Below are 20,798 nucleotides of genomic sequence, written 5' to 3'. Positions count from 1 at the left end.
CCTTCCCTTCTCCCCACCGACGACGCCCAGGAGCTTCCATGTTCGACCTGACCGGTAAGGTCGCCATCGTCACCGGCGGCAATGGCGGCATCGGCCTGGGCATCGCCCGCGGCCTGGCCCGGGCCGGCGCCGCGCTGCTGCTGGTCGGCCGCGACGCCGCCAAGACCGAACGCGCGGTGGCCGAGATCGAGGCACTGGGCGGCCGGGCCTCCGGCGTCGCCGCCGACGTGACTATGGAGGCGGATTGCCGCGCCTTCGCCGAGGCGGCGCTGCAGCGCCACGACCGGATCGACATCCTGGTCAACAATGCCGGCACCAACTGGCGCAAGGCACCCGAGGCCTATTCGCTGGAGGAGTGGCGGGCGCTGATCGATGCCAACCTGACCAGCGCCTTCCTGGCCACGATGGCGGTGTTCCCGGCGATGCAACGGCAGGGCGTCGGCAAGATCGTCAATATCGGGTCGATGACCTCGATCTTCGGCGCCTCCTTCGCCGCGCCCTACAGCGCCAGCAAGGGCGGCGTGGTGCAGTTCACCAAGGCCTGCGCCACCGCCTGGGCGCAGCACGGCATCCAGGTCAACGCCATCCTGCCCGGCTGGATCGACACCGAGCTGACGCAGCAGGGCAAGGTCGAGGTGCCCGACCTGCACGACCGTGTGGTGAAGCGAACCCCGGCAGGGCGCTGGGGCGTGCCGGACGACATGGCCGGCACGGCGGTGTTCCTGTGCAGCCGCGCCTCGGACTTCGTCACCGGCGCCGCCATTCCGGTCGACGGCGGCTACTCGGCGCAAGCTTAGCGGGAGTATCGGCGCGTGCAGGAACGACGCGCCGGCTCGGGCGCCTTCGGTCAGGTCAGTCGGAAATCCCGAGATTTTTGCGCCGCCGCTCGGCGACGCGGCCACACCGTCGTCGGAACAGCGAGAATTGCCGCGTCCGATGTCGAGCCAAAAGGCCCGAAAGCCTTGGCGTCCCCTAGGGGATTCGAACCCCTGTTACCGCCGTGAGAGGGCGGTGTCCTAGGCCTCTAGACGAAGGGGACTGAGGCGCGGGCCCGGATATAGGGGAGCCCGCGCGCCGACGCAAGACATTTCCGTCGGTTTCTTGACAGCCCTACCCGGCCGCCGCCACGGCACCCGGCGCGAGGCAGCGGCGCGCCCGCTCCAGCACTGTCTCGATGGTCGTGGCGTCGGTGTCGAAGGCGCCGACGAAGCGCCAGATCTCGCCTTCCCAATGCGCCGCGACCACGCCCTGCCGCCTCAGCCCCTCGGCCAGCGCCGCCGACAGGCGCACGAACACCTCATTGGCCTCGACCGGATGCTCCAGCGTCACGCCGGGCAGCTCCTGCAGCCCGGCGGCCAGCTGCCGCGCCCGGGCATTGGCGTTGCGCGCCAGGCGCAGCCACAGCCCGTCGGCCAGATAGGCCTCGAGCTGGGCCGAGACGAACCGCATCTTCGACAAGAGGTGCCCGGCGCGCTTGCGGCGGAAGGCGAAATCCGCCGCCTTGTCCGGGTCGAAGAACACCACCGCCTCGGCCATCACGCAGCCGTTCTTGGTGCCGCCGAAGGACAGCACGTCGACGCCCGCCTTCCAGGTCAGCTCGGCCGGGGAGCAGTTCTGTGCCGCGAGCGCATTGGCGAAGCGCGACCCGTCCATGTGCACCGCCAGGCCGTGGCCCCGCGCCGCCTCGGCCAGCGCGCCGACCTCGGCCGGGCTGTAGACGGTGCCGGATTCGGTCGCCTGCGACAGGCTCAGCATCGCCGGCTGGCTGCGATGGACGTCGCCGTGCCATTCCGGGACGGCGGCCGCCAGCGTCGCCGGCGTCAGCTTGCCATGCGCGCCATCGGCCAGCAGCAGCTTGGCGCCATGGGTGTAGAACTCCGGCGCGCCGCATTCGTCGACCGCGACATGCGCCTCGCGGTGGCACAGCACCGCGCCCCAAGGCGGGGTGAAGGTGGCCAGGGCCAGGGCGTTGGCCGCCGTGCCGGTCGGCACCGGGAAGGCGGCGACGCGGCGCTCGAACAGCTCGGACAGGCGGTCCTGTAGCCGGGCGGTGATCTCGTCGCCGCCATAGGAACGCGCCCTGCCTTCGGCGGCACTGGCGATCGCCGCCAGGATCTCGGGCGCGGCGCCGGCGACGTTGTCGCTGGCGAGGTTGATCGGGTCGGTCATGCCGATTCTTCCGGTTACGGAGCGGTGGTCAGAAGGGTCGCGGCGGCGCCGGTGCGCGGGTCGATGCTGCGCACTTCCTGCCCGCCGCCGGGCAGTGTGATCAGGATCACTGCGCGATCGCCGGCGACGGTGATGCTGGTGATGCGGCTGCCGGCAGGCAGCGCGGACGGCGCGGCGGCGGTCGCCGGCGTCGTGGCGGGAACGGCGGCGGCCGGTGCCGGGGTGGTCCCCGGGGCCAGGAAGCGGCGGCCCAATTCCCCGACGACGACGGCAGCGATCAGGATGATGACCACAAGCATCGCCCAAACGGTTATCTTCACCGCCCGCAATGACCCAGCTTCCAGACGCACCCGCCACACCCCTATTCCTGGACGGGACCATTCCCGTCGTCATCGGCCCGGATTCCGCCGGCCAGCGGCTGGACCGCGCCCTGGCCGCCGCGGTGCCGGACCTGTCCCGGTCACGGCTGCAGGCGCTGATCGCCACGGGCTGCGTGCGGGAGGGCGAGCGGACAGTAGAAGACGCCTCGGTCAAGGTCAAACCCGGCCAGCGCTTCGAAATCCGGGTGCCGCCGCCGGTTCCGGCGGAGCCCGAGCCTCAGGCGATCGGACTTGATATCGTGTACGAGGATTCCCATCTTATCGTCATCGACAAACCGGCCGGACTGGTGGTCCACCCCGCGGCCGGCAATCCCGATGGCACCCTGGTGAACGCCCTGCTCGCCCATTGCGGCGCGGAGCTGTCCGGCATCGGCGGCGTCGCCCGCCCGGGCATCGTCCACCGGCTGGACAAGGACACCAGCGGGTTGATGGTGGTGGCCAAGACCGACGCGGCCCACAAGGCGCTGTCGGCCCAGTTCGCGGACCGCACCCTGTCGCGCACCTATCTCGCTTTGGTCTGGGGCCGGCCGAACCCTTCGGCCGGAACGATCGAGGGCGCGATCGGCCGCGACCCGCGGAACCGCCAGCGCATGGCCCTCGTTAAGGCTGGAGGCAAGGCGGCGCGGACCCACTACCGGGTGCTGCGCCCGGCCGGCACCGAGGCCAGCCTGGTCGCCTGCAAGCTGGACACCGGGCGGACCCACCAGATCCGGGTCCATCTGACCTCGATCGGCCACCCGCTGATCGGCGATCCGGTCTATGGCCGACGCCCGCGCTCGGCTATCGGGCCCAAGGCCGGCGGCAACGAAACGGCGCGCAGCTTTCCGCGGCAGGCCTTGCATGCGGCGAGGCTGCGCTTCCGCCATCCGGCGGATCAACGTGAACTCGAATTCACGAGGCCCCTGCCGGGAGACATGCGACATTTGCTCGTCTCCCTCGCAGGGGAAGACCGTATACCCGAGTACTGAAGTCGGGTATTATGAATCGGTCCGGATGAGTCATCCGGAAGGGCGCCCGCCTCCCGAGGCCTGGGCGCCGGAGAGGGAGTAAGATTATGGCAACAGCAGCACGCCTGCCGGCCCTGGGGGCCGAATCCAATCTGAGCCGCTACCTGCAGGAAATCCGGCAGTTTCCGATGCTGGAGCCACAGGAGGAGTTCATGCTCGCCAAGGCGTGGCGGGAGCATGGCGATACCGAATCGGCGCATCGCCTGGTGACCAGCCACCTTCGGCTGGTCGCGAAGATCGCCATGGGCTACCGCGGCTATGGCCTGCCGATCTCGGAACTGATCTCCGAGGGCAATGTCGGCATGATGCAAGCGGTGAAGCGGTTCGACCCGGACCGCGGCTTCCGCCTGGCGACCTACGCCATGTGGTGGATCCGCGCCGCCATCCAGGAATACATCCTGCACAGCTGGTCGCTGGTGAAGATGGGCACCACGGCGGCGCAGAAGAAGCTGTTCTTCAACCTGCGCAAGCTGAAGGGCCAGCTGCAGGCAATCGAGGACGGCGACCTGAAGCCGGAGACGGTGACCAAGATCGCCACCGAACTGTCGGTGCCGGAGCAGGACGTCATCTCGATGAACCGTCGCCTGGCCGCGCCGGACCATTCGCTGAACGCGCCGCTGCGCGTCGACGGCGAGGGCGAGTGGCAGGATTGGCTGGTCGATGAGCGCGACAGCCAAGAGGTGATGCTTGCCGACAAGCAGGAGCTCGGCAAGCGCCAGCAGCTGCTGAAGGATGCGATGGCGCATCTGAACGACCGCGAGCGCCGCATTCTGAGCGAGCGCCGGCTGCGCGACGAGCCGACCACGCTGGAGGATCTGAGCCAGGAATACGGCATCAGCCGCGAGCGGGTGCGCCAGATCGAGGTGCGCGCCTTCGAGAAGCTGCAGAAGGCGATCCGCAACGCCGCGGTCGAGGCCAAGCTGGCCCACTGATCCACGGATCGGAATAAGGTTGAGACGGCCGGGGCATCGCTCCGGCCGTTTCGTTTGTGCGGCCTCAACCGCCGATGTCGATGCGGATCAGCTCGGTCACCCCGGTCTTGACCGGCTCGGTCCAGCTGTCCGGCGTGTAGCGGGTGACGGTGAGGCTGCGGGAATCGGCGCTCCAGACCAGGTTGCGGAAGGTCTCCCGGCTGGCGATGCGGCGCAGCAGCCGGCCGTATTCCACCTCCCACACGAACAGGCCGGTGGTGTCGTGCCCCCAGCGGTCGGACATGCCGAAGCTGGCGGCCAGGCGCCGCCCATCGGGGCTGAAGCTCAGCTGCGGGAACAGGTGCTGCAGGCCGGAAACGAAGGTCGGGACATCCAGCGCCCCGGTGAGCAGCAGGGTCGACTGGCTGAGGTCGGCCGCGTTGCTGAGGCGGATGGCGACCACGCCGCTGTCGCCACGGGTCTCGACATGCTCGGCCAGCACCGCGCCGTCGGGTGATCGGGCCGTCCTGACGCCCTGGCCGAACAGGCCGGGCACCTCGCCCATCGGCCGGGCCGGCAGGTCGCCGTCATCGGCGACCGAGACGACCGTTGCAAGGTCCGGGACGTCCCAGAAGGTCAGACCGGGATCGAGCGCGAGGGTGTCGTCCGACACGAAGACCAGGTCCGTGCCGCCGCGGCGCAGGCTCGCCCGGGTCGCGCCGGTGCCGGCATCGATCACCTGCAGCGGCCCGTTGAAGAACAGACCGGCGATCCAGCGGCCGGAGGGTGAGATCGCCGCGGCCTTCCACCTGGCGTCCGGCGGCACCTGGGCCAGTGCGAGCCGCGACCGGACCTGGCCGGTCTGCGGGTCGATCCGCAACAGCTCCTGCGGCCGCTGCGGCTCCTGACCCGGCTGGCACGACACCGCCAGCAGCGTGCCGTCCGCCGCCGCGATCAACTGGCCGAGATTCTGGTCGTCGAACACGGCCAGGCGCTGACAGGCGCTGGCATGGACGATGCGGTCGAGCAGGCCGCAGGGCCGGAACGCCCCCTCGCCCCAGGCATAGACTCCGCCGACGACGACCGCCACGACCAGGACCACCGCCGTAACACGCTGCCAGGGCCGCATGAGATCCCCCTCGATCACCGTCGCCGATCCTGCCGCGGAATCGGGGCGATTTCGTGAAGGCCGAAAGACGGTGCGGCTGCAGCGGACTATCGGGACTTGAGCTGCAGCAGGTCCCAGAGGTTGCCGTACAGGTCCTCGAACACGGCGACGGTGCCGTAGGCCTCCTCGCGCGGGGTCTCGCGGAACGCCACGCCGCGGGCGGTCATCGCGGCATGGTCGCGCCGGAAATCGTCGGTGTGCAGGAACAGGAAGACGCGGCCGCCGGTCTGGTCGCCGATCCGGCTCTCCTGCTCCGGCGTCGCCGCCCGGGCCAGCAGCAGGTTCGGACCGCCGGGCGGCGCCACCAGCAGCCAGCGCTTGCCGTCCCCCATCGGCGTGTCCTCGACCAGGTCGAAGCCGAGCATGCCGGTGTACCAGGCCTTGGCCTCGTCATAGTCGCGGACCACCACGGTCACCGCGCCGATCTGCCGCTGCGCCATCGCTCTTCCTCAATCGGTCTTGCCGAGTCCCCAGGGCGCCCGGTCCGGGTTGCCGCCGCCGGCGCTCACGCTGAACACCCGCCACTGCCCGGATGGGGCGCGCCCCAGCCGGAACTTGACCGCCGCCGTCCCCTGGCCGAAGCCGATGGTCACCGCGCCGTCCGGCCGCGGCTGGGGCGGGCCGGCCATGCCGTCCTTCGGCATCTGCACGGGCAGCGCGCCCGCGGCTTCGGCCGTGACCATGACACGGTCGAACAGCCAGCTCACATCCTGCTGGTCCCACTGGTCCATCGGCGGGATGCCCGCCATCAGGATCTCCGACTGCCGGCCGGCCGGCAGCTTGGCGATCAGCGGCTCCGTGTTGAAGGCGTAGAAATCATCGGTCCAGGCCTTCTGCGCGGCCGGGGACAGGATCCAGTAGACGGTGACGTAGTCGTGCTGGCGATAGGCGTCGACGAAGCGGGCGACCGCCGCCTCCGGGCTGTCCAGGGCCAGGCGGTCGAACGGGGTGCGCGTGGACTGGGCCGCCGCGGCCCCTGACATCACGATCAGACTCAGCACCAGCGCTCCGACGAAACGGCGTGGACTCACGAGCATCTCCCCTCCTGTACGACTGCGGACTATGGCGCGATCATCGGCGGCGTCGCCAGTAGCGTTCCGGCGGCGCAAAGCGGGCAATCCTCCGGCCGCCACATCCCGCGCTCCAGCGCCGCCAGGGCCAGCAGTGCCACGCCCTCCGCCGCCGCGACCCGGCCCGCCGCTTCGCCGAGGGTCAGCAGGCAGGCGATCCCGGCCAGCACGGCGCCGTGGCGCCGTAGCTCCGCCAGGGTCAGGTTGACCGCCGAGCCGGCATTGATCGCGTCGTCCACGACCAGCACCCGCCGCCCGGCCAGCGTCGCTGCCAGCGGCGCCGGGATCCGGTATTGCACCGCGCCGTCGGCGACGTGCCGCTCGGCATGGATGAAGCCGAGGCCGAGCTCGGCCGCGACGAACTGCGCCAGGAAGGCGCCGCCGGTCAGCGGGCCGCAGACGATCTCCGCCCCCAGCCCCGCCGCCTGGCCGGCCAGCGCCGCGGCCCAGCCGCGCATCCGGGCGGCGTCGAGGAACAGCGAGTCGAGATCGAGCCACAGGTCGCCGTGGTGGCCGGATTCGTAGCGGAAGTGCCCACGCGTGGCCGAGACCGCCTGCCGCAACGCCTGTTCGATTCCGTCCGCCATGCGTCCGCCCTCCCCGGGCCGCGTCATCATGTCTGCGAACCGCTCTGCGGCGAAGTGTTGCCTGCGATGCCTGGCCGCCCATCTCAACCAGGACGACTTCGAGACGAGGAGAGCTTCATGCGCATGCCCATCCCCGCCTTCGCCGCCCCCGCCCTCACCGCCGCGGCCCTGTTGGCTCCGATCCCGGAGGCCGCCGCGGTCGACGCGGCCTACGACACCGAGAAAGGCCGGATCCGGGTCCAGACCGTCGTCGAAGGGCTGCGCCATCCCTGGGGCCTCGCCTTCCTGCCGGACGGCCGCATCCTGGTGACCGAGCGCGACGGCAATCTCCGCCTGATCGGCGGCGGCAAGGTCTCCGAGCCGCTGGACGGAGTGCCGGAGGTGGACACCGGCGGCCAGGGCGGGCTGCTGGACGTCGCGATCGAACCGACCTTCGCCCAGAGCCGCCTGGTCTATCTCAGCTATTCCCAGGCCGGCGACGGCGGCAACTCGACCGCCGTGGCGCGCGGCCGCCTCAGCGAGGACGGCACGCGGCTGACCGGGGTGGAGGTCATCTTCTCGCAGAAGCCGAAGCTCGACAGCGCCCAGCATTTCGGCTCGCGCCTGGTCTTCGACCGGCAGGGGCATCTGTTCATCACTCTCGGCGAGCGCTCGAAGGCGCAGTTCCGCGACCAGGCGCAGCAGCTCGACTCGCATCTCGGCAAGCTGATCCGGATCCGGCCGGACGGATCGGTACCCGAGGACAACCCCTTCACCGGCCGCCGCGACGCGCTGCCGGAGATCTGGTCGTATGGCCACCGCAACGCCCAGGGCGCGGCGCTGAACCCGGACACCGGCGTGCTGTGGCTCAACGAGCACGGGCCGCGCGGCGGCGACGAAATCAACATCCCGGAGGCCGGCAAGAACTACGGCTGGCCGATCGTCTCCTACGGCGTGAACTACGACGGCAGCCCGGTCGGCGCCGGCCAGCGGGAGGCGCCGGGCATGACCGGGCCGATCCATCATTGGACGCCGTCGATCGGCGTCTCCGGCATGGCCTTCTACACCGCCGACGCGATGCCGGGCTGGCGCGGCAATGTCTTCGTCGGCGGCCTCGCCATCCCCAAGCTGGTGCGACTCGAGCGCGACGGCGACCGGATCACCGGGTCGGAGGACCTGCTGGAGGATCTCGACCTGCGCATCCGCCAGGTGGTGCAGGGCCCGGATGGCGCGCTGTACCTGCTCACCGACGAGAGCAACGGCGAGATCCTCAGGGTCGGGCCGGCCCCGTAGGGAGAAGAAGCCGCACCGCTCTCCCCCTCACCCTCCCGCCGCCAATGCGGCGGGGCCCTCCCTCTCCCCGAGGAGAGGGAAACAAGGTCAGTGCTCCTACACCTCTCCTTGGGGAGAGGTCGAAATCGCACAGCGATTTTGGGTGAGGGGGCGGCGCCGGCCCATCAGACCGCACCGACGACCTCAGTCGGCGAACGGATCCCGCACCAGGATGGTGTCGTCGCGCTCCGGGCTGGTCGAGAGCAGGGCCACCGGCGCCTCGATCAGCTCCTCGATCCGGCGGATATACTTGATCGCGGTGGCCGGCAGGTCGGCCCAGGAGCGGGCGCCCTTGGTGCTCTCCTCCCAGCCGTCCCACTCCTCGTAGACCGCCTTGGCGTTGGCCTGGGCCGACTGGCCGGCCGGGAAATGCTGCAGCACCTGGCCGTCCAGCTCGTAGCCGGTGCAGATCTTCAGCGTCTTGAAACCGTCCAACACGTCCAGCTTGGTCAGGGCGATGCCGTCGATGCCGCCGGTCTTCGCCGCCTGCCGCACCATCACCGCATCGAACCAGCCGCAGCGCCGCGGCCGGCCGGTCACCGTGCCGAACTCGTGACCGCGCTCGCCCAGGCGGCGGCCGATGTCGTTCTCCTGCTCGGTCGGGAACGGGCCGGAGCCGACGCGGGTGGTGTAGGCCTTGGTGATGCCCAGCACATAGCCGATGCCCTTCGGCCCGATGCCGGAGCCGGCAGCCGCCTGCCCGGCCACGGTGTTGGACGAGGTGACGAAGGGATAGGTGCCGTGGTCGATGTCCAGCATGGCGCCCTGGGCGCCTTCGAACAGGATGCGCTTGCCCTCGCGCTTCAGCGCGTCCAGCCGCTCCCACACCACGCCGACATAGGGCAGGATCTTCGGCGCCACCTCGCGCAGCTGGGCCAGCAGCTCGGCCGGGTCGACCTCGTCGGCGCCCAGCGCGCGCAGCAGCGCGTTGTGATGCGCCAGCAGGTTTTCGATCTTGCCCGGCAGCGCCGCCTCGTCGGCCAGGTCGCAGACCCGGATGGCGCGGCGGCCGGTCTTGTCCTCATAGGCCGGGCCGATGCCGCGGCCGGTGGTGCCGATCTTGCTCTCGCCGCGCGCCGCCTCGCGGGCCCGGTCCAGCGCGCCATGCACCGGCAGGATCAGCGCCGCGTTCTCGGCCAGCAGCAGGTTCTCCGGCCCGACCTCGACATCCTGGGCGCGGATCCGCTCGATCTCGGCCAGCAGCGCCCAGGGGTCGACCACCACGCCGTTGCCGATGATGCCGAGCTTGCCCGGCCGCACGATGCCCGAGGGCAGCAGCGACAGCTTGAGCACCTTGTTGCCGATGACCAGCGTGTGGCCGGCATTGTGGCCGCCCTGGAACCGCACCACCACATCGGCCCGGCTGGACAGCCAGTCGACGATCTTGCCCTTGCCCTCGTCGCCCCACTGGGCGCCGACCACGGCCACATTCGCCATCGGAATACCTCGTACTTAAGTGCTCTTAGATCTCGTCGAGCCGGCCGTCCCGGAGAACCCAGCTGCAGCCGAGGCGGCGCGCCTCGACGAGAGGATCGGCGCCGGGCTCCAGCCCGGCGATGGTGACATAGCCCTGGGCCCGCAGCGCGGCGCCCTCGCCCCGTGCGGTGCCGCGCGGCAGGAACACCCGGCGCGGCGCCTGGGGCGGCGTGACCGCGCGCAGCACCGTGTCCATGAACAGGGTGAAGCCGGTCGCCTCCTCGCCCTCGGCGCCATTGGCGCGGTAGCGGCCGCCGCGGCCGACCTCGCCGCGCGCACCGCGGGCGAACAGGGTGAAGGCGACGCCGGTGTGGTACTCGAAGCCGCGATGCTCGACGAAGTCGACCGTCACCATCAGGTCCGGGGCCGAGGCGCGGATCAGCCGCACGACCTCGGCCAGCCGGTCCAGGATCGGCCGGGTCACCGCCGGCAGGTCGATGCCGGACAGCGCGGCCAGCGCCGCATCGGCCGGGCCGGAGGCGGCGAGCAGCCCGCCCAGCGCCGCGGCGGCAGGACCGCCGAGCTGGGCGACGGCAGCGGCGTCCTTGCGGTCGAGGGCGTGGCGCAGCGCGGTGGCGGCCCCACCCTCCACCCCGAGCGCGCCGAGCAGCGCCGGCACCAGGGTCGGCTCGGTCAGGTCCAGCGCCAGCCGGTCGACCCCGACCGCCTGCAGCGCCTCGACCGCCAGCAGCGCCGCCTCGGCATCGGCGGCCGGCTGGGCGCCGCCGATCAGCTCGGCGCCGACCTGGGCGAATTGCCGTTCCGGCCGCAGCTGGGTGCCGCGCACCTGCAACACCTGGCCGGCATAGGCCAGGCGCAGCGGCCGCGGCGCCGCGGCCAGGCGCGAGCGGGCGATGCGGGCGACCTGCACCGTCATATCGGCGCGCAGGCCGAGCATGCGGCTGCCCATCGGGTCCATCAGGCGGAAGGTGTGGCGCGCCATGCTGGCGCCGACGCCGGACAGCAGCGTGTCCTCGAACTCGACCAGCGGCGGCTTGACCCGGTCGAAGCCGTGGCCGCCCAGGACGGCCACCATGCGTTCGATCACCGCCGCCTCCTGCGCCGCGTCGGGCGGCAGGACGTCGTAGAAGCCTTCGGGGAGAAGTGCGGCGTTGGGTGCGTCGGTCATGACGTGCCGCACGCTAGGGCCTTCGCGTCCCCGGCGCAACGACGAAGGCGGCCCGATCCCCTCGCCTTGCGCTCACCCCCCATGCGCGGCGAGATACGTCGCCAGGGCATCCGCGAAAGCCCGGCTGTCGACCGCGAGATAGGCATTATCGTTCCCGCCGTCGCGGAAGAAGCGGGTGACCACGGCGACCACGGCATAGCCGCCACCCTGCTTCATGAAGATCGGGCCGCCGCTGTCGCCCTTGGTCATGTCGCAATCGTGCTTCAGGGTGCGGTCGCGGCGCAGCGCCAGGGCGCGGCAGCCGCTATGCGCCGTCATCCGGTCCGGCGCGTCCCAGGCATAGCCGGCCTGGACCAGCGGCACCCAGCTGCCGGCCGCGATCTGCGCCTCGTCCGCGGCGGTCAGCCGGTGCACCACCATGGTGCCGGCCCGGTCGCCGATATCGGCGTCGAGCAGCAGGATGGCCCAGTCCGAGCCGTAATCGACGCGCTCGTCCTCCTCCCGATCCGCCTCGGGGCGGTAGCCCGGCGCCAGCTGGATCGAGACGATGCCGGCCTGCGCCACCTCACCATCGCCGTCGCGCCCGGCACGGAAGCCGTTCGGCTCGTCGCGTCCTCCGTCGTCGCGGAAGAAGCAATGGGCCGCGGTCAGCACCACCCGCCGTCCGACCAGCGTGCCGGTGCAGCTGCCGCCGCTGTCGAAGGCGATCTCGCCGATCGCGGTCCAGGGCATGCGGTCGGGCCGGACCATGCGGCGGTCGTCACGGCCATAGAAATGGTCGCGGATGCCGGGCACCGTGTCGCGGCCCAGGCAGTCGGCGGTGTCGCTGCGGGCGGTGCAGCGGCCGGTGCCGAGGCCGGGCTCGTCGCAGACGTCGTCGAAGGCGGTGGCGCAGCTGTTGATGTGGTTGCGCCGGTCGTAGAGCGGCCGGCAGTCGCTGATGTCGGTGCCGTCCGGGCAGACGCCGGTGCCGATGCCGGGCTCGTCGCAGGCGCCGTCGCTGGACCAGTAGCAGCCGTCGCCGCCGCCGGTCCGCAGCGGCCGGCAATCGGTGCTGTCTCGGCCGGCATCGCATTCGCCGGTGCCGATCCCGGGCTCGTCGCACTGGCCGTCGAAGGCCCAGCGGCAGCTGTTGTCGCCGGTCTTGAAACCGGCGCAGTCGGCATCGTCGGTGTCGGCGGCGCATTCGCCGGAGCCGCCGAAGCGCTGCTCGTCGCAGGCGTCGTCCTGGGCCCAACGGCACGTATCGTCGGCCAGACTCGGGGGGGCCAGAGCCGGACCGGCCAGGGCGAGGGCGGCCAGTGCCGCGAGCAGGCCCCTCACCGCTCAGCCGCCATGGCCGGCGACGTACTTCGCCACGGCCTTCTCGAAGGCCCGGCTGTCGACCGCGAGATAGGCCGAGCGGCTGCCCTCGTCGCCGCCGTAGAAGCGGCTGACCACCGCCACGATCGCATAGCCGCCGGCCCGCTTGATGAAGATCGGCGAGCCGCTGTCGCCCTTGGTCATGTCGCAGTCGTGCAGCAGCGTGCCGTCGTCGCGCAGCGAAACGATGCGGCAGCCGATATGCTCGGTCATCCGGTCCGGCGCGTCCCAGGCGTAGCCGCCCTGCATCACCCGCACCCAGCGCCCGGCCTCGATGTCGGCCTTGTCCTCGGGCTTCAGCCGGTGCACCGCCATGATGCCGGTGACGTCGCCGATATCAGCGTCGAGCTCGACCAGCGCCCAGTCGAGATTGTACCAGGATTCGCCGCCGCGGCTGCGGCCCTCGCGGAAGCCGGGCGGCAGGGTGAAGCCGGTCACGCCCGCCTGGGCCACCTGGCTGGCCCCGTTGCGGCCGGCGCGGAAGCGGCGGGGCTTCTCCACCGAGCCGTCGTCGGCCATGAAGCAATGCGCCGCGGTCAGCACCACCCGCCGCCCGACCACCGTGCCGGAGCAGGCGCCGCTGTCGAAGGTCAGCTCGCCGATCGCGCTCCACGGCATGCGGTCGACCCGCGCCAGGCGGCGCTGGTCGCGGCCGAAGAAATGGTCGCGGATCCCGGCCGGGGTGTCGCGGCCCAGGCAGTCGGCGGTGTCGCTGCGGATGGCGCAGCGGCCGGTGCCCGTCCCCGGCTCGTCGCAGATGTCGTCGAAGGCGCTGGCGCAGCTGTTGTCGCGGTTGCGCCGGGTGTAGAGCGGCCGGCAGTCGGTGACGTCGGTGCCGTCGGCGCAGACGCCGGTGCCGATGTTCGGCTCGTCGCAGCTGTGGTCCCCGGCCCAGCGGCAGCTGTCGTCGCCGCCGGCCCGAACCGCCCGGCAATCCGCGGTGTCGGTGCCGCGGCTGCAGTCGCCGGTGCCGATCCCGGGCTCGTCGCAGCGGTCGTCGAAGGACCAGCGGCAGCTGTTCGGGCCGGATTTGATGCCGGCGGCCTCGGCCGGGGCCGCCCAGGCCAGGCACAGCAGGGCGGCGGCGATCCACAGCGGCCGGGTCACTCGGCGTGCCTCGATTCGAGCTCCATCGACACCAGCCGGGCCAGCAGGATGGCCGGGAACAGCTGGCCGCACAGCCCCTCGAGATTGGCCAGCGACCGGGCCAGCGGGAACACCGGCGTGATGTCGCCGAAGCCGACCGAGGTCAGGGTGGTGAAGCTGAAATAGATCATCCGCGACAGCAGCCGGACATGCTCGGTCTCCAGCGCATCGGCGAAGGCGTAGGCCTTGTCGCCGACATGCAGCACCAGCAGCGTGCCGAGCAGGGCGAAGATCAGGCCGAGATGGAGGTAGACCGCGACCGCGCCGAGGATGCAGTGCAGGTTGATGCGGCTGCGGCGGAACACATGCACCAGGATGAGCCAGCTCAGCAGCCCCAGGAAGGCGACGAACAGCAGGATGTAGACCGAGGTCAGCCACAGCTGGCCGATATAGAGGCTGAGCGGCTGCAGCGGGATCAGCACCATCCCGAGGCCGGCCACCACCTTGGCCAGGCGGGTGTGGCGGGCGACGGCGAAGACCCCGGCCAGGACGATGAAGCAGAAGTTGAAGACGAAGATGTGGCGCGAGGCCTCGTGCACGGTGGCGAACGGCCCGAACACGAAGATCGCGAGCGCCTCGAAGACGACCAGCGCGCTGAGGCTGCGGTCGCGGCCGATTCCCGTCGGCGTGGCGGTGGCGGTGGCGGGCATCGGGTCGAAGGAAACCGTCCGGAACGAGGCGATGCCGCCATCCTAGGCGGAATTGCGCGGCGAAACGATGGCGGATCGCGCGATCGGTCTACCTCCCTTAGGATGGAACCGGATGGGCCGCGGCGGGGTTTCGGCTGCGCGATCAGGGGAGAGAGCATCCATGCGGTGGCAGGATCTGAGGCGCAGCAGCAATGTCGAGGACCGGCGCGGCATGCGCCCGGCCGCGGTCGGCGGGGTGGGCGGCATCGGCGCGATCGTGATCGTGCTGGTGGCGCTGTTCTTCGGCGTCGATCCGTCGGCTTTGCTGCAGCAGGTCGACCCCGGCTCGTCCCAGACCGAGACGGCCTCCAGCCCCGCGCCGCAGGACGAGAACTCCCAGTTCCTCGCCGCCGTGCTCGGCAGCACCGAGGACACCTGGGGCGCCATCTTCCAGGAGGCCGGCAGCCGCTACGCGCCGCCGAAGCTGGTGCGGTTCAGCGGCGCCACCCGCTCCGCCTGCGGCTCGGCCAGCTCGGCGATGGGGCCGTTCTACTGCCCGGGCGACCGCATGGTCTATATCGACACCGACTTCTTCGACGAGCTGAGCCGCCGCTTCGGCGCGCCGGGCAAATTCGCCGAGGCCTATGTCGTGGCGCATGAGGTCGGCCACCATGTCCAGAACCTGCTCGGCATCATGGACAAGGTCGCTGAGCAGCGCAGCCGGGGCGGCGACGGCAACGCCCTGTCGGTGCGGGTCGAACTGCAGGCCGACTGCTTCGCCGGGGTCTGGGCCAAGCGCGGCGACCAGCAGAGCCGGTTCATCGAGCCGGGCGATGTCGAGAGCGCGATGAAGGCGGCCGCCGCGGTCGGCGACGACGCGCTGCAGAAGCAGTCCCAGGGCTATGTCGTGCCGGACAGCTTCACCCATGGCAGCTCGGAGCAGCGGGTGCGCTGGTTCCGCCGCGGCTTCGACAGCGGCAACCCGACCACCTGCGATACCTTCGCGGCGAAGACGCTGTAGAAGGGCATTTGCGGGCGGACGCACGCAGACCCCTCCCCCTGCCCCCTTGTGCAAGGGGGAGAGTGGAAGGCTGGGGCAGGTGAAACGACTGGCAGGGTGCGCTGCGGCGGCGATCAACTGCCGTCCGGCGCGTGTTCCGGGCAGCCCGTGCTCGTCGTTCACGCTGTCATCCTTGGCCGGCGCCTGGGCCGTGGCATCCGGGTCGGCCATCAGGATGAATTCGGGCTGGACGTCCATGTCGCGGCAAAGCCGGAGGATGATCTCCTCGATCGGGTGATCGGCCAGGGCGAGGGCGGCGTCGATGTCCGCCTTCTCGAGCAGCCGCCTCCACATCTCGGTGGTGGCCAGCAGCCGCTCCCCCGAGTCGAAATTGGGGTCGGTGGCGATCGAGCTGGTGACGATCCGCGCCACCTGGCGCCGGCGCCGCGCCTTCTCCTCGGTCCGGGCGCGGGCTTCGGCAGCGGCCATGTCCGCAGCCTCGCGGTGGCGGCGGGCGAAATGGGCCTTGAGCGCCAGGGCGTGGCGGATGCCGCGGCCGACGCGGTCGAGCGAGAGCTCCAGGTCCCGGACCGCGGCGGTGTCGCCGGCCTTGATCGCGGCGAGGGAGGCGACATGCATGGCCTCGGCGCGCTCCATCGCCATCTCGGCCAGCCGGTCGAGCATGCGCGCAGCCTGCCCGGCATCGGCGGGGGCCGGTGCGGCTGGCTGCGGGGTGGAATCGGAATGCGCCTTGTTCATAGAACATAGCATGAACGATACCGCTCCGCCCGCGCAATGAACATTGTGTTAACAACGCCTCTGGCCGGTGCGGACGGCGCGATTCCTGGATCGCCACGGCGCTCCGCGCCTCGCGATAACGGTGAGGGGTTGGCGAAAGCGGCTCTTCCCAAATCATCATTGCGACTCGGCCTTGAGCCGGGGGAAGCCATCCATTCCGCCGCATGAGCCGCCGCCGGGCAGCCCTCTACCCGCCCTGGGCCTCGCGCCAGATCTTCACCAGCGGCCCGTCGGTGCCCAGCACCGGGTCGGTGTCCGGCACCGGCACGGCGCGGATGCTGTCGCGCAGGGCGCGGCCGTCGCCCTCGCCTTCCCTGACGAGATCGGGATCCTCGCCCGGGGGATAGGCGCCGATCACCAGCAGGTCCCCGCTGCCCTCCTCGCGCTTGTGGCCGACCCCGGCCGGGATCACCACGACGTCGCCGGCCAGCAGCTCGAGCGACACGCCGGAGGCGCCGCCGAACCGCACCTTGGCGCGGCCGCCGGCGATGCCCAGCACCTCATGCGCGTTGCTGTGGAAATGGTGGAACGGGTAGATGCCGTTGCGCCAGCCCTTGCCCCAACCGTTCTGGCCGAAGCGCGCCTCGATCGCGGTGGCGACATCGCCGAGGCCGAGGCCGCTGGGCTGGCGATAGACCAGGAGCGGCAGGGCCGGATTGTTCGGCACCGCGCCGTCATCCTCGAAGTAATGGGCCTCGACGCCCAGATCGGCTTCGGTCATGGCCTGTCTCCTCGGCTGCTGCCCAAGGAGTCTGGCCCGAAGGCGGCGGGCGGCAAGGGGCTGTGGCCCTCCCCCAACTGTCATTGCCGGGCTTGACCCGGCAATCCAGGGACCCCGAGAACGGCTTTGAAAGCCCCTGGATCCTCGGGTCAAGCCCGAGGATGACAAATAAAACAAGGCAGAGGGGAGAGAGCCGAACGCTGATCCGCCTCACGCCAACGACTTCGCCACGTCTTCGCACATCTTCTTGGCGTCGCCGAAGAGCATGAGGGTGTTGTCGCGGAAGAACAGCTCGTTCTCGACCCCGGCATAGCCCGAGGCCATCGAGCGCTTCACGAACAGCACCGTCTTGGCGTTCTCCACGTCCAGGATCGGCATGCCGTAGATCGGGCTCGCCGGATCGGATTTGGCCGCCGGGTTGGTGACGTCGTTGGCGCCGATCACGAAGGCGACGTCGGCCTGGGCGAAGTCGCGGTTGATCTCCTCCAGCTCGAACACCTCGTCATAGGGCACGTTGGCTTCGGCCAGGAGCACGTTCATGTGCCCCGGCATGCGGCCCGCCACCGGGTGGATGGCATAGCGCACATCCACGCCTTCCTTCTTCAGCAGGTCCGACATCTCCCGGAGCGCGTGCTGCGCCTGCGCCACCGCCATGCCGTAGCCGGGCACGATGATCACCGAGCGCGCATTCTTCATTACGAAGGCCGCATCCTCCGCCGAGCCCTGCTTCACCGCACGGTCGCCCGCCGGTCCCGCCGCCGCCGAGGCCGCCTCGCCGCCGAAGCCGCCCAGGATGACGTTGATGATCGACCGGTTCATCCCCTTGCACATGATGTAGCTGAGGATGGCGCCCGACGACCCGACCAGCGCGCCGGTCACGATCAAGAGGTTGTTCTGCAGGGTGAAGCCGATGCCCGCCGCCGCCCAGCCGGAATAGCTGTTCAGCATCGACACCACCACCGGCATGTCCGCCCCGCCGATCGGCAGGATCAGCAGGAAGCCGAGCGCCAGCGCCACCAGGATCAAGAGCAGGAACGCCGCCCCCGACTGGCCGGCGCACATCCACACGATCAGCAGCAGGATCAGCAGGCCCAGGCCGGCGTTCAGCGGGTGCTGCAGCGGGAACACCAGCGGCTTGCCCGTGACCAGCCCCTGCAGCTTGGCGAAGGCCACCAGCGAGCCGGTGAAGGTGATCGCCCCGATCGCCGCCCCCAGCGCCATCTCGATCAGGCTGCCGACATGGATCGCGCCCGGCGTGCCGATATTGTAGGCCGCGGGGTCGAGGAACGCCGCCGCCGCCACGCACACCGCCGCCAGCCCGACCAGGCTGTGGAACGCCGCCACCAGCTGCGGCAGCGCCGTCATCTGGATCCGCTGCGCCACCACATAGCCGATGCCGCCGCCGATCGCGATCGCCGGCACGATCAGCCAGTAGTTCCGCACCTGCGGCACCAGGATCAGCGTCGTCGCCACCGCGATCGCCATCCCCGCCATGCCGAACAGGTTCCCCTGCCGGCTCGTCACCGGGCTCGACAGGCCCCGCAGCGCCATGATGAAGCACACCGCCGCCACCAGATACGCCAGCACCGCCAGGCTCGTCATCGCGTCCCCTCGCACTTCTCGTCTCGGATTGTCGCCTGTACGGGCTGGATCAGCCCTTCTTCCGGTACATCGCCAGCATCCGGCGCGTCACCAGGAAGCCCCCGAAGATGTTGACCGAGGCCAAGAGCACCGCCAGCGCGCCGAGCAGGCTCGACGCCCCGATCACCGCCGGCCCCGCCGCGATCAGCGCCCCGACCACGATCACCGAGGAGATCGCGTTGGTCACGCTCATCAAGGGCGAGTGCAGGGCCGGCGTCACCCGCCACACCACGTAATAGCCGACGAAGCAGGCCAGCACGAACACCGTCAGACCGGTCAGGAAGAAGCCATGCTCCCCCGCCGGTGCCACCGTTGCCTGGGCCTGCACCGCCAGCGCCTGGGCCTGGTCGGCCAGGCCCCGCGCCGCCTCGGCCAGTCCCTGTGCGCCTTGCGCGAGTTCCTCTGTCGCCATCTGCCCGCTCCCTTACGCCGCCTGCTCGGCCTGGCCGCCGAAGCCCGGATGCACCACACGCCCCCCCGAGGTCAGCCGCGTCGCCGCCACGATCTGGTCCGATCCGTCCACCTTCAGCGCCTGGCTCGCCTTGTCGACCAAGGGCGTCAGGAAGGCGACGAGATTGCGGGCATAGAGCGCCGAAGCATCGGTCGCGATCCGGCCCGGCACGTTGCGGTGGCCGACGATGGTGACGCCCTGGTCCTCGATCACCTCGCCCGGCTTGGTCAGGGCGCAGTTGCCGCCGCGCTCCGCCGCGAGATCCACGATCACCGAGCCGGGCTTCATCGACCGCACCATCGCCTCGTCCATCAAGACCGGCGCCTTGCGGCCGGGGATCAGCGCGGTGCAGATCACGATGTCCTGCTTCTTCACCGTCTCGGCGATCAGCGCCGCCTGCTTGGCCCGGTATTCCGCCGACATCTCCTTGGCGTAGCCGCCCGCCGTCTCGGCCGCCTTGAACTCCTCATCCTCGACCGCGACGAAGCTGGCCCCCAGCGACTGCACCTGCTCCTTCGCCGCCGGGCGCACATCCGTCGCCGACACCACCGCCCCCAGCCGCCGCGCCGTCGCGATCGCCTGCAGGCCCGCCACGCCCGCGCCCATCACCAGCACCCGCGCCGGCGGCACCGTGCCCGCCGCCGTCATCATCATCGGGAAGGCCCGGCCGAACACCGACGCCGCCTCCAGCACCGCCCGGTAGCCCGCCAGGTTGGCCTGGCTCGACAGCACGTCCATCGCCTGCGCCCGCGTGATCCGCGGCACCAGCTCCAGCGCGAAGCTCTCGATCCCGGCCTCGGCGTATGCCGCCAGGCTGTCGGCGTCGTCATAGGGCTCCAGCACGCCGATCAGGGTCGCCCCGCGCGGGATCAGCGAAAGCTCGTCGACCTCGCCCTCGCCGGCCCGCAGCGGGCGGCGCACCTTCAGCACCACATCGGCGCCCGCGAGAGCGGCTGCCGCATCCGGCGCAACCTCGGCCCCCGCCGCGCGATACGCATCGTCCGTCACCGCACTGCCCAGCCCGGCGCCGGTCTCCACCACCACCGTCGCGCCCAGCGCCACCAGCTTCTTCACGCTGTCCACCGTCGCCGCCACACGGCGCTCGCCGTCCCGCCGCTCACGCAACACACCTATCCGCATGGATCGTTCTCCCTTCGCGTTTCCGGCGATGGATCCGCAAGTTTTTCCCCGCGGCGACGCAACGTCCGACCATGCCTCAGGCCCCCGCCCGCTGTCCACGATCCTTCCAACTGAAACAGAGGAACCCAAAGCGGGAATTGCCTATTGGGTTATCACACGCCGTCTCGCTTTGAGTGATCGGGGTTGGACGTCGCACAGAAACGGTCTGGAGGAACTCTCCGTGACGACCTTCCTGCGTACCCTCGCCCTCACCGCCATCGCCGTCGGCGCCATCGCCTGCGTGCCCCAGGATGGCGGCAACTACGGCAACTCCGGTTACGACAATAACGGCGGCTATCAAACCGGCCAACGCGACCGCAACGCCAATTCCTGCCGCCGCGCCAACAACGGCGAATGCGACGAAGGCCGCTACGGCGGCTCCAACAGATGTGACGACGGCACCGACACCAATGACTGCCGGCGCTACGCCGGCCGCAATCAGGATCGCGACCGCGGCAACAGCTGCCGCCGCGCCTTCAACGGCGTCTGCGACGAAGGCCAGTACGACGGCACCAACAAATGCGACGACGGCACCGACACCGCCGATTGCCGGGGTGGGCAACAGGGCGGCTACAGCCGGCGCAGCAACAACGATCAGCCGTTCGGCGACCTGTTCGGCAACTAGCCGGGCCCTCTTTCCGCCAGGCTTGGCGGCAGACGGCC

22 protein-coding genes and 1 tRNA gene are annotated in these 20,798 nt (G+C 70.7%); 7 read left to right on the top strand and 16 right to left on the bottom strand.

Features of this window, described 5'->3' with window-relative positions; genetic code table 11:
* The first annotated feature begins 38 nt into the window (after window positions 1-38).
* Complete coding sequence (locus QFZ27_RS19225) at window positions 39-797, top strand: SDR family NAD(P)-dependent oxidoreductase (RefSeq protein WP_429227990.1); 759 nt, start codon at window positions 39-41, stop codon at window positions 795-797.
* Between the two features lie 166 nt (window positions 798-963).
* Here the strand turns inward: QFZ27_RS19225 and QFZ27_RS19220 are convergent.
* The 3 genes from QFZ27_RS19220 to QFZ27_RS19210 all read right to left on the bottom strand — a co-directional run bounded on the left by QFZ27_RS19220 (window position 964) and on the right by QFZ27_RS19210 (window position 2,462).
* Window positions 964-1,039: transfer RNA gene (locus QFZ27_RS19220), tRNA-Glu, on the bottom strand.
* Window positions 1,040-1,110: 71 nt separating this feature from the next.
* Complete coding sequence (locus QFZ27_RS19215; RefSeq protein ID WP_429227989.1) at window positions 1,111-2,169, bottom strand: threonine aldolase family protein; 1,059 nt, start codon at window positions 2,167-2,169, stop codon at window positions 1,111-1,113.
* A 14-nt stretch (window positions 2,170-2,183) separates the two neighbouring features.
* Window positions 2,184-2,462, bottom strand: a complete 279-nt coding sequence (locus QFZ27_RS19210; RefSeq protein ID WP_429227988.1) for a hypothetical protein — start codon at window positions 2,460-2,462, stop codon at window positions 2,184-2,186.
* Window positions 2,463-2,497: 35 nt separating this feature from the next.
* Between QFZ27_RS19210 and QFZ27_RS19205 the strand changes: the two genes are divergently transcribed.
* Both QFZ27_RS19205 and rpoH read left to right on the top strand, forming a co-directional pair.
* A complete protein-coding gene (locus QFZ27_RS19205; protein WP_429227987.1) occupies window positions 2,498-3,517 on the top strand; it encodes an RluA family pseudouridine synthase in 1,020 nt (339 codons plus the stop codon).
* Window positions 3,518-3,603: 86 nt separating this feature from the next.
* Window positions 3,604-4,488 (top strand): RNA polymerase sigma factor RpoH, encoded by an 885-nt coding sequence (rpoH, locus tag QFZ27_RS19200; RefSeq protein ID WP_429227986.1) that lies wholly within the window; start codon window positions 3,604-3,606, stop codon window positions 4,486-4,488.
* A 64-nt stretch (window positions 4,489-4,552) separates the two neighbouring features.
* On the opposite strand, the gene QFZ27_RS19195 is transcribed toward rpoH, so the two are convergent.
* The 4 genes from QFZ27_RS19195 to QFZ27_RS19180 all read right to left on the bottom strand — a co-directional run bounded on the left by QFZ27_RS19195 (window position 4,553) and on the right by QFZ27_RS19180 (window position 7,292).
* Complete coding sequence (locus QFZ27_RS19195; RefSeq protein ID WP_429227984.1) at window positions 4,553-5,614, bottom strand: WD40 repeat domain-containing protein; 1,062 nt, start codon at window positions 5,612-5,614, stop codon at window positions 4,553-4,555.
* A gap of 68 nt (window positions 5,615-5,682) precedes the next feature.
* On the bottom strand, window positions 5,683-6,075 hold the full coding sequence (locus tag QFZ27_RS19190) for a VOC family protein (RefSeq protein ID WP_429227982.1): 393 nt from the start codon (window positions 6,073-6,075) through the stop codon (window positions 5,683-5,685).
* 9 nt (window positions 6,076-6,084) lie between these two features.
* On the bottom strand, window positions 6,085-6,666 hold the full coding sequence (locus QFZ27_RS19185; protein ID WP_429227981.1) for a hypothetical protein: 582 nt from the start codon (window positions 6,664-6,666) through the stop codon (window positions 6,085-6,087).
* A gap of 29 nt (window positions 6,667-6,695) precedes the next feature.
* On the bottom strand, window positions 6,696-7,292 hold the full coding sequence (locus tag QFZ27_RS19180; RefSeq protein WP_429227980.1) for a phosphoribosyltransferase family protein: 597 nt from the start codon (window positions 7,290-7,292) through the stop codon (window positions 6,696-6,698).
* A 117-nt stretch (window positions 7,293-7,409) separates the two neighbouring features.
* Here QFZ27_RS19180 and QFZ27_RS19175 point away from each other — a divergent pair, with 117 nt between their 5' ends.
* Window positions 7,410-8,564 (top strand): PQQ-dependent sugar dehydrogenase, encoded by a 1,155-nt coding sequence (locus tag QFZ27_RS19175; protein WP_429227979.1) that lies wholly within the window; start codon window positions 7,410-7,412, stop codon window positions 8,562-8,564.
* Window positions 8,565-8,747: 183 nt separating this feature from the next.
* On the opposite strand, the gene QFZ27_RS19170 is transcribed toward QFZ27_RS19175, so the two are convergent.
* The 5 genes from QFZ27_RS19170 to QFZ27_RS19150 form a co-directional block, all read right to left on the bottom strand.
* Window positions 8,748-10,040 carry an adenylosuccinate synthase gene (locus QFZ27_RS19170; protein WP_429227978.1) on the bottom strand — a complete coding sequence of 431 codons (1,293 nt, stop codon included), beginning with the start codon at window positions 10,038-10,040 and terminating at the stop codon, window positions 8,748-8,750.
* 25 nt (window positions 10,041-10,065) lie between these two features.
* Window positions 10,066-11,208 carry an ATP phosphoribosyltransferase regulatory subunit gene (locus tag QFZ27_RS19165; protein WP_429227976.1) on the bottom strand — a complete coding sequence of 381 codons (1,143 nt, stop codon included), beginning with the start codon at window positions 11,206-11,208 and terminating at the stop codon, window positions 10,066-10,068.
* 72 nt (window positions 11,209-11,280) lie between these two features.
* The gene (locus tag QFZ27_RS19160) at window positions 11,281-12,531 is read right to left on the bottom strand and encodes a trypsin-like serine peptidase (RefSeq protein ID WP_429227975.1); all 1,251 of its coding nucleotides are present in this window, start codon (window positions 12,529-12,531) and stop codon (window positions 11,281-11,283) included.
* A gap of 3 nt (window positions 12,532-12,534) precedes the next feature.
* Window positions 12,535-13,677, bottom strand: a complete 1,143-nt coding sequence (locus QFZ27_RS19155) for a trypsin-like serine peptidase (protein ID WP_429227974.1) — start codon at window positions 13,675-13,677, stop codon at window positions 12,535-12,537.
* A complete protein-coding gene (locus tag QFZ27_RS19150) occupies window positions 13,674-14,366 on the bottom strand; it encodes an ion channel (RefSeq protein ID WP_429227973.1) in 693 nt (230 codons plus the stop codon). The genes QFZ27_RS19155 and QFZ27_RS19150 overlap by 4 nt, the downstream gene beginning before the upstream one ends.
* A gap of 160 nt (window positions 14,367-14,526) precedes the next feature.
* On the opposite strand from QFZ27_RS19150, the gene ypfJ reads away from it, so the two are divergent.
* Both ypfJ and QFZ27_RS19140 read left to right on the top strand, forming a co-directional pair.
* Window positions 14,527-15,366, top strand: a complete 840-nt coding sequence (gene ypfJ / locus QFZ27_RS19145) for a KPN_02809 family neutral zinc metallopeptidase (RefSeq protein WP_429227972.1) — start codon at window positions 14,527-14,529, stop codon at window positions 15,364-15,366.
* A 96-nt stretch (window positions 15,367-15,462) separates the two neighbouring features.
* Window positions 15,463-16,113 (top strand): hypothetical protein, encoded by a 651-nt coding sequence (locus tag QFZ27_RS19140; RefSeq protein ID WP_429227971.1) that lies wholly within the window; start codon window positions 15,463-15,465, stop codon window positions 16,111-16,113.
* Window positions 16,114-16,330: 217 nt separating this feature from the next.
* Here the strand turns inward: QFZ27_RS19140 and QFZ27_RS19135 are convergent, their stop codons facing one another.
* The 4 genes from QFZ27_RS19135 to QFZ27_RS19120 form a co-directional block, all read right to left on the bottom strand.
* Window positions 16,331-16,864, bottom strand: coding sequence for a cupin domain-containing protein (locus QFZ27_RS19135; RefSeq protein ID WP_429227970.1), 534 nt, complete (start codon window positions 16,862-16,864; stop codon window positions 16,331-16,333).
* A gap of 210 nt (window positions 16,865-17,074) precedes the next feature.
* Window positions 17,075-18,466, bottom strand: a complete 1,392-nt coding sequence (locus QFZ27_RS19130; RefSeq protein WP_429227969.1) for an NAD(P)(+) transhydrogenase (Re/Si-specific) subunit beta — start codon at window positions 18,464-18,466, stop codon at window positions 17,075-17,077.
* Window positions 18,467-18,515: 49 nt separating this feature from the next.
* The gene (locus QFZ27_RS19125; RefSeq protein WP_429227968.1) at window positions 18,516-18,917 is read right to left on the bottom strand and encodes a proton-translocating transhydrogenase family protein; all 402 of its coding nucleotides are present in this window, start codon (window positions 18,915-18,917) and stop codon (window positions 18,516-18,518) included.
* 12 nt (window positions 18,918-18,929) lie between these two features.
* Entirely contained in the window at window positions 18,930-20,096 is a 1,167-nt protein-coding gene (locus QFZ27_RS19120; RefSeq protein ID WP_429227967.1) for a Re/Si-specific NAD(P)(+) transhydrogenase subunit alpha, read from the bottom strand.
* Between the two features lie 220 nt (window positions 20,097-20,316).
* Between QFZ27_RS19120 and QFZ27_RS19115 the strand changes: the two genes are divergently transcribed.
* Window positions 20,317-20,760, top strand: a complete 444-nt coding sequence (locus QFZ27_RS19115; protein ID WP_429227966.1) for a hypothetical protein — start codon at window positions 20,317-20,319, stop codon at window positions 20,758-20,760.
* Window positions 20,761-20,798: the final 38 nt, after the last annotated feature.

It is taken from the genome of Inquilinus ginsengisoli, from assembly GCF_050434925.1.
In the GTDB taxonomy this organism is placed as follows: Bacteria; Pseudomonadota; Alphaproteobacteria; order DSM-16000; family Inquilinaceae; genus Inquilinus; species Inquilinus ginsengisoli_B.
The sequence above is the reverse complement of the archived record's forward strand: the minus strand, read 5'-3'. Positions and strand labels throughout refer to the sequence as shown.